Source organism: uncultured Tenacibaculum sp. (assembly GCF_947495995.1).
Lineage (GTDB): Bacteria > Bacteroidota > Bacteroidia > Flavobacteriales > Flavobacteriaceae > Polaribacter.
This window is the reverse complement of the sequence record NZ_CANMAX010000004.1, coordinates 138,056-151,574: the sequence shown is the minus strand read 5'-3', so window position 1 is coordinate 151,574 and position 13,519 is coordinate 138,056. Positions and strand designations below refer to the sequence as shown.

Sequence of the window (13,519 nt, the reverse complement as noted above, 5' to 3'; positions counted from 1 at the left end):
CTAGTGTTCTACTAATTCATCTATTTTTTTTCGAAACTTATTGCTATTCCAATTAGCAGAACCCGATTTATCTACTCTAATATTTCCTTGCTTATCAATCACAAAAGTTCTTGGTATAGAAGTAACTGGGGGTAACTCTTTAGGGAAATCAAACTTCGACTGATATACAGGAAACTCATAATCATTTTCTCTAAAAAATTGTTCTAAAGTTTCTCTACTATCATTAGTTATAAAAACGAATTCGACTTTGTCTTTATAATCGTTGTAGAACTCTTGTATGTAAGGTAATTCTGCAATACACGTTGGACACCAAGTTGCCCAGAAGTTTAAGAAAATCACCTTTCCTTTAAATTCAGAAAAATTGGTATCGTAAGTATTTAACCCTGTTAACTTCCAGTTATAATCAAAAATACGCGCGCTACCTTCTACTTTTTCAACTTTTGGTGAAAAAGAAATCTGACGAATAAACCATGCTCTAGTTGGTTTATAAACTATTAAAAACAATAGTATTATAAAAATTATGTTAGATAGCGTAAGATGTTTTTTCAAATCGTTATTCATTAAATTTCAAGCAAAAATACTTATAGTTTTTCCCTTTGTCTATTAAAGCTCAAAAAACTAACAATTCCTTTACTTAAAATCTAGTTAAATCTTCGTCTGAATTCTGAAGGAGTCATATCTGTTTTGTTTTTAAACAGTTTTGTAAATGACGATGGATATTCAAATCCTAATTTATAAGCGATTTCACTTACAGAAAAGTTTGTAATTGTTAATTCTTCTTTTGCCTTTTTAATGGTTGAATTTTGAATGTGTTGCTGTGTATTTTGACCTGTTAAATGTTTTAAAACACTCGTTAAGTAATTAGGAGAAACAAATAATTTTTCTGCCATAGATTGCACAGTTGGTAAACCGTTTTTTTCTAATTCTGGATTTGAAAAAGAATCCGCCAATAAGGTTTCAAACTCATTTAATATTTTATGATTCGATATTTTTCTAGTAATAAATTGTCTTTCATAAAATCGTTCCGCATAATTTAATAATAACGACAATTGTGAAACGATAATATTCTGACTGAATTTATCAATATTCGAAGCATACTCTGTAGCAATATTTTCTAAAATAGAAATTATTAACTTTTCTTCTTTTTCTGAAAGAAACAATGCTTCACTCACCACATAATCGAAGTAATGATAATCTTTAATTTTTGATGCTAATGGAGTATTCCAAAGAAAGTCAGGATGAATTAACAAAAGCCATCCTGATGGTTTTTTATTGATATTCGGATTTTCACCCAAACTCATTACTTGATTCGGAGCGATGAATGTCATCACACCTTCATCAAAATCATATTCTTGTTGACCATAAAAAAACTTATATGCTACATTTCTTTTCAACCCAATAGTAAAGTAATCTTGTCGCCATTTTATTTCTTTAATATCTTCAGGGTAATTTATTTCGTTGTAATCAATTAAGCTAATTAAAGGATGCTCTGGAGCTTTTAAATTAGCTAACTTATGATAATCCGAAATTTTCTTAAAATGAAGTAGTTTTTTCATCGTTCTACAATTATAATAACATTCCTCCAGAAACCTCTATACGCTGACCATTAATCCATCTTGCTTTTTCAGAACATAAAAAAGCAACAACTCCACCAACATCTTCCGTTTCTCCTACTCGACCTAACGCAGTTAAATTTTCAATAATAGCTCTTTTCTCTAAATTATCTCGATTTGTTCCTCCTGCAAAATCTGTTGCTATAGCTCCAGGTGCAACTACATTTGCTGTAATTTTACGTTCACCTAATTCTTTTGCTAGATATTTTGTAAAAGTTTCTATTGCTGATTTCATAATTGCATATGCCGACATTCCAGGCAAACTAAAACGTGTTAAACCACTTGATATATTAATAATTCGACCAGAATCATTTAAAAAAGGAAGTGCTTTTTGAGTTAAAAAATAAACGCTTTTTAAATGCACATGTAACATTTCATCAAATTGACTTTCGGTTGTATCTGCTATTAAATTGTAAGTTCCTGTTCCTGCATTATTAATTAGAAAATCAAAATTAGGTGTTCCTTTTTTTTCTTTTTGATACGCTGTAATAGCTTGTATAAATGATGTTGTATTTTCTAAATTATTAGCATCAAAAGGAAAAGCAACAGCTTCGCTTCCTAAAGCTTTTACCTCATTAATTACCTCTTCGGCTTTTGCTTTATTACTATGATATGAAAATATGATATCGAAATTATTTTCAGCAAGATTTAAAATCATTTCTCTACCTAAACCTCTACTTCCACCAGTAACAACAGCTGTTTTTTTAGTACTCATTTTTCTTTCATTTAAAATTATACTACAAAATTCGATTATCAATATTGATTATATTTTTCCATATCTACGATTTACTTTTCCAAATCTAATTTATGCTATAAATTTCAGTATCAGACTATGAATTTCCTCTTCTAAACTGTTATAGAAAAACTTTGTAAGCTCGGAACAGTTATTACTACAAATAGATAAAATTACGATCATGAAAATGATCTTTATTAGAATAAAACATGAAAGATAAGTTAAAAATAGATATCGTTTCTGATGTTGTTTGCCCGTGGTGTACTGTAGGATACAAGCACTTACAAAAAGCAATAGAAGATTTAAATATAGAAGATCAAATAGAAATTGAATGGCAACCATTTGAACTAAATCCACATATGCCAGAAGAAGGTCAAGATTTAACTGAACATATTACTCAGAAATATGGTTCTACACCAGAACAACAAAAAGTTTCTAAACAACGTTTAGTTGATGCAGGTAATAATGTTGGATTTACTTTCGATTATTTTGATGGTATGCGAGTAGTTAACACTTTTAATGCTCATGTATTATTAGAATATGCCAAACAATTTGGAAAACAAACAGAATTAAAAATGCATTTAACTACTGCTTTTTTTAGTGAACGTAAAGATGTATCTAAAGAAGATGTTTTAAAACAAGCTTTATTAGATGTTGGTTTAAATGCTGAAGAGGCGTTAGCTAAGTTGAAAGATGATGATGCTCGCTTTGAAGTACAACGTAATAAACAATATTGGCAAAATCTCGGTGTGAGATCTGTACCTACAGTTGTTTTTAATAGAAAAGAAGCCGTTACTGGAGCGCAACCTATTGAAGTATTTAAATCTATTTTAAAAGAATTCACCCAACCTAAAGCAATCAAAGCATAGGTTAAGGTTAATTATATGTTTTGCAAAAAAACCTCACCATTTTCATGGTGAGGTTTTATTTTATTGTAAAGTGAATATTATTTTATCCTTTAATTCCTTTTACGAAATCTCCGATTCCGTTAACTCCATTTTTATCTAAGCTTTTAATAAATGCAGAACCAATTATGGCTCCATTACCATATTCACAAGCTTTTGAAAATGTTTTATTATCTGAAATTCCAAAACCAATAATTAATTTACTTTTTAAATTCATGGCTTTGATGCGCTCGAAATAATCGATTTGTTGTTGAGAAATTTCTCCTTTTGCTCCTGTAATAGCTGAAGATGCTACCATGTAAATGAAAGATTCAGTTAAATCGTCTATTTTATGAATCCTCTCATCAGAAGTTTGTGGCGTGATTAAAAACACATTTGTTAATCCGTATTTTTTAAATAAATCTCTATAATGTGATTCGTATTCTACCATTGGTAGATCTGGAAGAATTAAGGTATCAATACCGCAATCTACTACTTTCTGGCAAAAAGCTTCTTCTCCGTATTTTATAATTTGATTTACATACCCCATTAATACTAATGGAGTTATATTTGTATCTTTTATTGCTATTAATTGTTCAAAAACAACATCTAGGTTCATTCCATTTTTTAAAGCAACAGTACTACTATGCTGAATTGTTGGTCCGTCTGCTAACGGATCGGAAAAAGGTAAACCAACTTCGATAAAATCTACGCCATTACTTCCTAATTTATCTATAATTTCAGCAGTTTGATTTAATTCTGGAAATCCTGCAGTGAAAAATATAGATAATAAATTATGTTTTTGTTTTTGAAATATTTGTTGAATTGAGTTCATTGTTTTTTCTTCTTATATGTTATTACGAGGAATAAAATGACAAGGTAGTCTTAACAAAAGATTCCTTCACTTTGCTCGGAATGACGAGTATATTTTATAATTTAAGTTCTTCTATTTTGCATTAAACTTATCACCTTACGGTATTTTGGTCTGTTATATCTTTGAAGACACACAGGATAAAAATGAAATATTACATTGGTAATTAATAACCATTTAGCTTCTTCTAATGAATTTGTTATAAATGGAATTACTATTAGTATAATAATGAAAATCATAAGATGTGCTAGTTCTCCTGATTTCGTGTTCTTTTCTCTAGTTATCAATACATTTAAATCCTTCTTTATTATCGGATTCATACGATTAGTTACTTTTTCCCAACCAATTAAAACTAATAATCTTCTAAAAAAATTAACACCTATCCATTCATAAATACGACCACCTTTCTCAAAACTTTGAGATTCAAAATATTTAACTGTTATCTCTTTAACCTTAAGATAATCCATTACAATTGCCATCCAAGCCATCATTAGAAAATGAATTTGTATAGCAAAAATAAATCCATCAAAAGGATAATACTTTTGAAAAAAACTAAATATATAGCAAATCAAAAAAGCAATTCCTAGTGAAAAAAGACTCCATAATAAATATGTAAATTTTCTCATCGTATTTATACTATATAATGTCAGTTCGAGCGGAGTCGAGAACTAATTTAATTGTCAAACCTTTCGACTCCGCTCAAGGTGACAACGCTATTTTTTATTATTTCAAATGCTTGATATAAGTTTCTAAATCTTTATCTCCTCTTCCTGATAAGTTAATTACTACCGTTTGATCTGGCTTTAAATTCATTTTTGGCAAAACAGCTAAAGCATGAGCAGTTTCTAACGCTGGAATAATTCCTTCAATTCGAGTTAACTCATAAGCAGCTTGTAATGCTTCATCGTCTGTGGCATTCATAAACTTAGCTCTCTTTGTATCATGTAAAAAGGCATGTAATGGTCCAACTCCTGGGTAATCTAATCCTGCCGAAATAGAATAAGGCTCAACAATTTGTCCGTATTCATCTTGCATTAAAATGGTTTTACTTCCGTGGATCACACCTACTTCACCTAACTGAGAAGTTGCTGCACTTTCACCTGAATTCACTCCTAAACCAGCTGCTTCAACAGCAATTAATTCTACTTCTTCATCTTCTAAATAATGATAAAAAGCTCCGGCTGCATTACTTCCACCACCAACACAAGCAATAATAGTATCTGGATTTTCTTTACCTGTTTTCTCTTTTAACTGCCATTTCATTTCTTCTGAAATAATAGCTTGTAAACGTGCAACCATATCTGGATGTGGATGTGGACCAACAACTGAACCAATTAAATAAAACGTTTCTGGGTTTTGAATCCAATAACGAATGGCTTCGTTAGTCGCGTCTTTTAAAGTTTTACTTCCACTTGTTGCAGGAATAATTTTTGCTCCTAGCATTTTCATACGAGCAACGTTTGGTGCTTGACGTTCAATATCGATTTCCCCCATAAACACAGTACAATCTAATCCCATTAAAGCACAAACTGTTGCAGTTGCTACACCATGTTGACCAGCTCCTGTTTCTGCAATAATATTAGTTTTACCTAATTTTTTTGCGATTAAAATCTGACCAATCGTGTTGTTTACTTTATGAGCTCCAGTATGATTTAAATCTTCACGCTTTAAATAAATAGTTGCTCCATATTTTTCAGATAAACGCTTTGCTAAATATAACGGACTAGGTCTACCAACATAATCTTTTAACAATGCTTTATATTCTTCTTGAAATTCTTCTGATTCTATAATTTGAATATAATTATCTTCAATCTCTTTTACATTTGGGTGTAACAATTCTGGAATAAATGCGCCTCCAAATTGTCCGTAGTACCCATTTTCATCTGGATTATATTTCATGATACTTTTATTTTGTGTGTTGTGTTTGTTATTTCTTAACTATTATTTCTTCGTTTTTAATCCACTTTTCAAGTAGTTGTTTATTAGTACTTAATTCAACTAAATAAAACTCAAAAAATGAAGCAAAAACTGTTGATTTATGTACAGGTTCTATTCCTACTTTTCCATCTAGATAATTTGAATGAATCAGATACAATTCTCCTTTTTTCTTAAGAATATATCCTACATGACCTTGATCAAAACCTATAAAATGAATACCTTCAGGTAATACTTCTTTTATCTTCTGGATGATTTTGTCTGTCTCATGATCAAAGACCTCAATTACTTTATTTTCTAAAGCTAGCGTTTTAGCTTCGTTAACGGGACCTTGCTGTGCTAATTGATATCTATTTATATTGAATCCAATATGTTTTAATGTTGTTGAAATAAAATATCCGCACGCGATTTCTCCTTTTTTAGGTATTGATGTATGTCCCTCAAAAGACCAAACTGTTCCTTCCCATTGAGGAATAATTCGATGTAATAATGCTGTTTCAAAAAACTGACTTAAAGAATCGAATTGTTTACGCGCTAACAAATTTCTTTTTTGTTCAAGAACTGTACTTCTTATTTGCTGATATGTTCTTGTCTTATCTTCAGTTAAAACGAATTCTTGTAGATTTTCAATTTTATGAACTTTAGGTTGATTTTTTTCTACAACTATCTTTTCTACTTTTTCTTTTTCTTGACTTTTACAAGAAATCAGAACTGTAGTAAACAGTATAAAAAATTGACCTAACTTTCTCATTATAAAACCTGATTAATAAACTTCTTCAAATCTTTTACCGACTTTAAACCAGGTTCTTTTTCGAACTTACTGTTAACATCTAAAGCATAAACTGGTAAATCTGTTTTTATAATTTCTTTCACTTTTGCTACTTCATGTAATCCAATTCCGCCACTTAAAAAGAATGGTTTCTCAGAATTATAACCTTCTAAAACTTTCCAATCGAACGTAACTCCGTTTCCTCCGCGCTCCTTTCCTTTAGTATCGAACAAGAAATAATCAACTACAGCTTCATAAGGTTCTAAAACAGAAAAGTCAAATTCATCTTTAATTCCAAAAACCTTGATGATCTCTACTTTTGGTAATCGTTTTTCTTCTCGACTGCTCTCGAGGTGACCTTTCAATTCTTTTATATATTCGACAGATTCATCTCCATGTAATTGTATAGCTTCCAATTTATACTCTTCAGCAAGAGAAATTAAAATCTCTAAATACTCATTTACAAATACGCCTGTTTTTTTTATTCCTTTAGGAATTTCAGGAATGATACCTTCAAAATTTCGTTTTGATTTTTCGTAGAATATAAAACCTAAATAATCAGGTTTTAATTCAGCAACTTGCCGAATATTATCTACATATTTCATTCCGCAGATTTTTAATTTCATTTACTTAATTACTTTTTGGTCATTACGAAAGAAGTGAAGTAATCTCATTATAAGATCGCTTCGTCATATTTCCTCGCGATGACGTTTAACGAATTTGATTGATAAAATCTAAACAAGCTTCTCCTGGATTTTCTTCCTTCATAAAATTCTCACCAATTAAGAAACCTTGGAATCCGTATTCTTTTAATCCAGTTACAATTCTAGGATTACTAATTCCACTTTCAGAAACTTTTACTGCTGAACTTGGTATTTGATTTGCTAACTTGATAGAATGCTCAAGATCTACTTTAAACGTTTTTAAATCACGGTTGTTAATTCCTATAATTTTATTATCTAAATCTGAAATCTTATCTAAATCTTCTTGATTGTGAACTTCATATAAAACTTCTAATCCTAAATCGTTAGCTAACTGACCGTAATTCTTAATTTCTTCAGCAGTTAAACAAGCCGCAATTAATAGAATAACATCTGCTCCAATTGCTTTAGCTTCTACAATTTGAAATCCGTCTACAACAAAATCTTTACGTAAAATTGGTTTGATCGAATTTACATTTCTAGCTTCCATTAAATCGGCCATTGTTCCTCCGAAAAAAGAAGTATCGGTAAGTACAGATTGTGCCGCTACATTCGCATCTAAATATCCGTTTGTAACATCAGCAACGGTAACTTTATCGTTAATAATTCCTTTTGAAGGAGATTGACGCTTAAACTCCGCTATGATTCCAGTAGAATCTTGTGCTGTTAAAGATGCTTTTAATGAAATTGGAGTTCTTTTAAAACTCGGACTTTCAACTAGTTTTTTAACAGGAATTTCTGCCTTTATTTTTGCTATTTCCTGTTTTTTAAAGTTTACTATTTTCTCTAAAATTGTCATTTTATATTCTTTGTGTCAATTCGAGTGGAATCAAGAATTAAATTATTTCTCGACTGTACTCAAAGTGACATTTAATTCACTAATTTTTCTAAACACGCTTTTGCTTTTCCTCCGAATAACGAATCTTTCGCCTCTTCAAAAGCTACTGAAAATTCTTTTTCTGGATTTACAATAGTTAAAGCAAAAGAAGCATTGGTTAAAACCACATTATTTTGTGCTTCTGTTCCTTCTCCGTTTAAAATCGATTTAAATATTTTAGCTGCAGCTTCTACAGAATCTCCTCCGTAAATATCAGATTGTTGAACTCTGTTTATTCCAAAATCTTCTGGTGTGATTAATTGCTCTCCTGCTTTGGTAAATAATTTGAATCCTCCTGTTAAAGAAATTTCATCATAACCATCTAACGCATGAACGATACCATAGTTAGTATCTTCTTCTTGTAAGATATAGTTATACAATCTTGCCACTTCTAAATTGTATGTTCCTAATAATTGATTTTGGGCAAAACTAGGATTTACTAGAGGACCTAGCATGTTAAAGAATGTCTTTAATTTTAAAGCTTTTCTTGTTGGTCCTACAGCTTTCATTGCTGGATGAAACTTAGGTGCATGTAAAAAACAAATATTTGCTTTTTCTAATTGCGATTTTAAAACTGATTCATCGTTGGTAAACTTATAACCAAAGCTTTCTAACATATCTGAAGATCCAGATTTAGAAGACACAGAATAATTTCCGTGCTTCGCAACTTTTTGTCCGGTTCCCGCAACAATAAAAGAAGTTAATGTAGAAATGTTAAATGTATCTTTTCCATCTCCTCCAGTACCTACTATATCAATAGTATTAAATTCAGATAAATCAACTTTTACTGCCAATTCTAATAATGCTTCTCTAAAACCTGCAAGTTCTTCTACTGTAATTGGACGCATCATGAAAACCGTTAAAAAAGAAGCTAAATGTGCATCGTTATATTCTTCTTTGGCAATATTGATTAAAATCTCTTTTGCTTCTGATTTCGATAATCTTTTATGCTGATATAAATCGTTTAGAATCGATTTCATTTGAATTAATTTTTAGAAACTGAATTAATAAAATTACGTACCAACTGTTCTCCAACTTCTGTTAGAATGCTTTCTGGGTGAAATTGTACAGCACTAATTTGATGCTCTGTATGGCGAATAGCCATAATTCCACCTTCTTCATCTATTGCAGTAACTTCAAGTTCTGCTGGTAAATCTTCATTTGAAGCAATCCAAGAATGATAACGTGCAGCTGGGAAAGTTTCTGGAACTCCATTAAAGATTACAGCTTCTGGTTTTGTAACTTTCATGTCTGTTGCTACACCATGAAATACTTCATTCATATTAATAATCTTTCCTCCAAAAACTTCAGTAATTGCTTGTAAACCTAAACACACACCAAAAATTGGTTTTTTACCTGCATAAGTTTTAATTACTTCTTTTAAAATTCCTGCTTCATCTGGAATTCCAGGACCAGGTGATAACATGATTAAATCATATTCTCCAACATCTTCTAATGAGATTTCGTCATTTCTGTATACGTCTGGATATTTATCGGTAATTTTTTCAACCATATGCACCAAGTTGTATGTAAACGAATCGTAATTATCTAAGATTAATATTTTCATTTTTTTAGTATTTGAGCTAAGTTTTCAGTAAAAAGTTCTTGATTATCTTCAAGCTTTTCACCTATAACTTGATGCTAGTTTATATTTTTTCTGCTAAGGTTAATGCTTTCTTTAATGCTGCTAATTTGTTATTTACTTCTTGCAACTCTTTTTCTTCATCAGAATGAATTACAATTCCTGCTCCTGCTTGATAATACAACACATTGTTTTTACTTACAAATGAACGAATACCAATCGCTAAGTTTACATCTCCATCTAAACCTAAAATTCCTACTGCCCCACCATAAAAACCGCGTGACTGATTTTCATATTTATCAATCAATTGCATTGCTTTATATTTTGGCGCTCCACTTAATGTTCCAGCAGGAAAAGTATCTCCAACAACTTTAATTGGATCTCCGTTTAAATCTCCTTGTACTGTAGAAACTAAATGAATTACATGACTAAAATATTGTACTTCTTTAAATACTTCTACTGTAACATCGGCAGCATGTTTACTTAGGTCGTTACGAGCTAAATCAACTAACATTACATGCTCTGCTGTTTCTTTTTTATCTTCTGAAAGTTTTTTACCAAGCTTAATATCTTCTGCCATATTCCCCGTTCTTCTAAACGTTCCAGCAATCGGATTAATAATCGCTTTTCCTTCATTAATTTTAATCTGAGCTTCAGGTGAAGATCCCATTAACTTAAAACTTCCATAATCGAAATAGAATAAATACGGTGATGGATTTATAGAACGTAAAGCTCTATACACATTGAATTCATCTCCTTTGTATTGTTGTTGAAATTGACGAGATAATACTAACTGAAATACATCTCCTCTTTTACAATGTGATTTTGCTCTTTTTACATTTTCGATAAACTCTTCTCCTGTTAGGTTTGAAGTTTCATCTCCAACTATTTCGAACTTCTGCGTATTGAAGGTTTGTGCTTCAATGATTGTTTCTATTTCACTTAATCGAGAAGTTTCTCCTTCTTCTAAATTCTCGATTAATTTCATTTCATCATTGAAGTGATTAATTGCAATCACAAAACGATAAAAACTATACTGCATCATTGGAATTGCAGAAGGTGCATCTGGGTTATTTAACTTGATAGTTTCGAAATACTGAACACTATCGTAAGTTGTGTATCCATATAAACCATTAAATGATTTTAATTCTGGCTCACAGTCTAAATCTATAATCTTTGTAAAATCGTTAAATAATTCATTGAAATTTCTATCGATTTTATCTTTTCTCACTTCTTTATTCTTGTGAAAAATTGAAAATTCATCTTTATCTGCTTTAAAAGAAACCATTGGTTCTATACAGATAAACGAGTAACTTTCTTCTTTACTATGATAGTCTGAACTCTCTAATAATAAAGTATTTGAATACTTATCTCTCAAACGCAGATATAAGCCTACAGGTGTTACTGTATCTGAGATTTTTTGCTTAAAAAGTGTTTTAAATTTTGTAGGTTTCATTGTATTTGGTCAATAAAAAAAGGCTTATCATGAGATAAGCCTTTTCAGTTATTATTTATATATAACAAGATGGTCTCACTAACGTAAGTTAAGAGATTTCCACCACCAGTTATTTAATTGTGTCATTTTCATTTGCAACAAATTTATAAAGTCTTTTTTATCTAAACAAGTATTTATTTATTTTTTTGTTTGATAGTATTGAAGTGCATTTACAACATAAACTATTGGAGCATTCCAATTGATTGTGACTTCATTAGAAGCATAAGAACACCAAGTATCTGAATATGATTTCGCAGGCATTTTACTTATGTATTTACATTTGTCTTGTTGCCCAGGTTGCGGTCCACCAACAACCATTCCTGGCACTGGTAAATCTACCTTATCTGCTTCTGAAGTTCTATGATGTGGAAATTTTGCAGCATTTACTCCAGCTCCTGTGATATAAGAAATTCCTGTTCCGTTTCTACCTAATAAATAATCTAAACCAACAAATACAGCATCTAAGTACGTTTTATCTTTAGTGAGTTCGTAAGCTTTCATAATATACATTAGTTGATTTCCTGCTACTCCATTACTTCCCCAAACATAATCTGATCCATCCATTGCAATTCGCATTGAAGATTTTAGTATTCTATTTTTCAACTCATCTGCTTTGCTTAAAAACTTGTTTTTTGCTTTCTTGAATGGAATCTGACCTTTAAAATTTTCTCCATACTTTACAATAGTATATAATGTTAACGCACTAGCATCTTGCCACCAAGGTACTTTGTTAGATACTGTAGCTACAGAAATATCATTGATAAATTTTTTATTTCCTGAAGTTACAAATAACTCCGCAGCAGCCCATTGAAATTCACCGGCTAAATCAAAATCTTCGTATTGTCCTGTTCTTACTCCTTTAGGATTGGTAAAATAATCTTTAGGATGTTTTTTAGCCCAATCGTAAGCTTTCACTGCAGCTTCTAATAGTTGATTACTATACGCTTTCTTACCTTTCACTTTAGAAAACACTCTTGATGCAATAGCACAAACAGCTGCAAAATTTAGAGCTGCTGACGTACTTTTCTTAACTACATATCGATCTAATTTATATTGATCTGGCATAATAGCTCCTGAAAATTTTAATCCAGAAAGTTTATGATAGACTCCTCCGTCATTTGGATCTTGCATGGCTAACATCCAATCTAAATTCCAAATTACTTCGTCAAGAAGATCTGGTATTTCGTTTTTATTTTCAGGAATAGCATAAGTCTTATTAGTATAATAGTTTTCAAAATTTTCAAAAGCACTTAATAAAGTGTAAGTACTAATTCCGCTATTGGTTACATACATATTGTAATCTCCTGCATCAAACCATCCTTTAGTTGCTTTTATTACCGTTCCTTCTGGACGTTCTTTTGTTGCTGCTGAACTATGTATTTTCACTTCATCACCTTCTAATCCGCTTGCTCTTTTCCATACACCAGCATATTCTTCTGTAAGTTCAGTTGAAGCTCTATTGAAATAATAATACTTGAACACATCGTCTGCTAATTTCTGGTAAGGATTTTTCAGCACATTGAATTCTTTTGAATTTCCAGCTACAGTAACCGTGTAAATTCCTTCTTTATTTATTTTGGTAACATCTATAATACCGACATATTCACCTGCATCATTCCATAAACTATTTCCTTTTACTTTTCCTGACTGAACAGTTTTACCATTTTTATTCTTGATCTCGTAAATAGATTCAAATTTTGAACTACTATTTATAGAGATTAGTTTTGTTCTTCCAACAGCATAGCCTATTTGATTATATCTGATATCTAAATTATCAACAGCAGTTTGGGAAGTAACATTTATTGTTAAAAACAACAATATTATTTTAAGAAATACCTTCATTATTATTTCACTTTTATCTTTTTATTCTTGAATAATGTTACAAGTTAGTACAAAAAAACAATTGAAAAATAGCAAACTTTAATTCAAATTAGACATTTCAGTTAAAAATATTACACATAAAAACAAAAAACATATTAAAAGTTACAATTATAAACCAATTTACATTTTATTGTTTTTATTAAAAAGCACATTCAAGTAATTTGAACCATAATTAAAA

Annotated in this window: 14 protein-coding genes; 1 reads left to right on the top strand and 13 read right to left on the bottom strand. The window is 30.6% G+C overall.

The window, feature by feature from the left end; translation table 11 throughout:
* The 3 genes from Q1A15_RS12995 to Q1A15_RS12985 form a co-directional block, all read right to left on the bottom strand.
* A complete protein-coding gene (locus Q1A15_RS12995; protein WP_299624503.1) occupies positions 1–549 on the bottom strand; it encodes a TlpA disulfide reductase family protein in 549 nt (182 codons plus the stop codon).
* A gap of 92 nt (positions 550–641) precedes the next feature.
* The gene (locus Q1A15_RS12990) at positions 642–1,556 is read right to left on the bottom strand and encodes a helix-turn-helix transcriptional regulator (protein ID WP_299624500.1); all 915 of its coding nucleotides are present in this window, start codon (positions 1,554–1,556) and stop codon (positions 642–644) included.
* 10 nt (positions 1,557–1,566) lie between these two features.
* Positions 1,567–2,328 carry an SDR family oxidoreductase gene (locus Q1A15_RS12985; protein WP_299624497.1) on the bottom strand — a complete coding sequence of 254 codons (762 nt, stop codon included), beginning with the start codon at positions 2,326–2,328 and terminating at the stop codon, positions 1,567–1,569.
* Positions 2,329–2,555: 227 nt separating this feature from the next.
* Here Q1A15_RS12985 and Q1A15_RS12980 point away from each other — a divergent pair, with 227 nt between their 5' ends.
* Positions 2,556–3,215: a DsbA family oxidoreductase gene (locus Q1A15_RS12980; RefSeq protein ID WP_299624494.1), complete on the top strand. Its 660-nt coding sequence runs from the start codon at positions 2,556–2,558 to the stop codon at positions 3,213–3,215.
* An 82-nt stretch (positions 3,216–3,297) separates the two neighbouring features.
* Here the strand turns inward: Q1A15_RS12980 and trpA are convergent, their stop codons facing one another.
* The 10 genes from trpA to Q1A15_RS12930 form a co-directional block, all read right to left on the bottom strand.
* Entirely contained in the window at positions 3,298–4,065 is a 768-nt protein-coding gene (gene trpA, locus Q1A15_RS12975) for a tryptophan synthase subunit alpha (RefSeq protein ID WP_299624491.1), read from the bottom strand.
* 101 nt (positions 4,066–4,166) lie between these two features.
* On the bottom strand, positions 4,167–4,727 hold the full coding sequence (locus tag Q1A15_RS12970; RefSeq protein ID WP_299624488.1) for a hypothetical protein: 561 nt from the start codon (positions 4,725–4,727) through the stop codon (positions 4,167–4,169).
* A 97-nt stretch (positions 4,728–4,824) separates the two neighbouring features.
* Positions 4,825–6,000, bottom strand: coding sequence for a tryptophan synthase subunit beta (trpB, locus tag Q1A15_RS12965; RefSeq protein WP_299624485.1), 1,176 nt, complete (start codon positions 5,998–6,000; stop codon positions 4,825–4,827).
* Between the two features lie 28 nt (positions 6,001–6,028).
* Complete coding sequence (locus Q1A15_RS12960) at positions 6,029–6,787, bottom strand: hypothetical protein (protein WP_299624482.1); 759 nt, start codon at positions 6,785–6,787, stop codon at positions 6,029–6,031.
* Complete coding sequence (locus Q1A15_RS12955; RefSeq protein WP_299624479.1) at positions 6,787–7,431, bottom strand: phosphoribosylanthranilate isomerase; 645 nt, start codon at positions 7,429–7,431, stop codon at positions 6,787–6,789. Before Q1A15_RS12955 ends, Q1A15_RS12960 begins: the two co-directional genes overlap by 1 nt.
* An 85-nt stretch (positions 7,432–7,516) precedes the next feature.
* Positions 7,517–8,305, bottom strand: a complete 789-nt coding sequence (trpC, locus tag Q1A15_RS12950; RefSeq protein WP_299624476.1) for an indole-3-glycerol phosphate synthase TrpC — start codon at positions 8,303–8,305, stop codon at positions 7,517–7,519.
* 71 nt (positions 8,306–8,376) lie between these two features.
* Entirely contained in the window at positions 8,377–9,363 is a 987-nt protein-coding gene (trpD, locus tag Q1A15_RS12945; protein WP_299624473.1) for an anthranilate phosphoribosyltransferase, read from the bottom strand.
* Between the two features lie 5 nt (positions 9,364–9,368).
* Positions 9,369–9,950, bottom strand: a complete 582-nt coding sequence (locus Q1A15_RS12940) for an aminodeoxychorismate/anthranilate synthase component II (RefSeq protein WP_299624470.1) — start codon at positions 9,948–9,950, stop codon at positions 9,369–9,371.
* Positions 9,951–10,029: 79 nt separating this feature from the next.
* Complete coding sequence (locus tag Q1A15_RS12935; protein ID WP_299624467.1) at positions 10,030–11,421, bottom strand: anthranilate synthase component I family protein; 1,392 nt, start codon at positions 11,419–11,421, stop codon at positions 10,030–10,032.
* Between the two features lie 177 nt (positions 11,422–11,598).
* Positions 11,599–13,302 (bottom strand): glycoside hydrolase family 9 protein, encoded by a 1,704-nt coding sequence (locus Q1A15_RS12930; protein ID WP_299624463.1) that lies wholly within the window; start codon positions 13,300–13,302, stop codon positions 11,599–11,601.
* Positions 13,303–13,519: the final 217 nt, after the last annotated feature.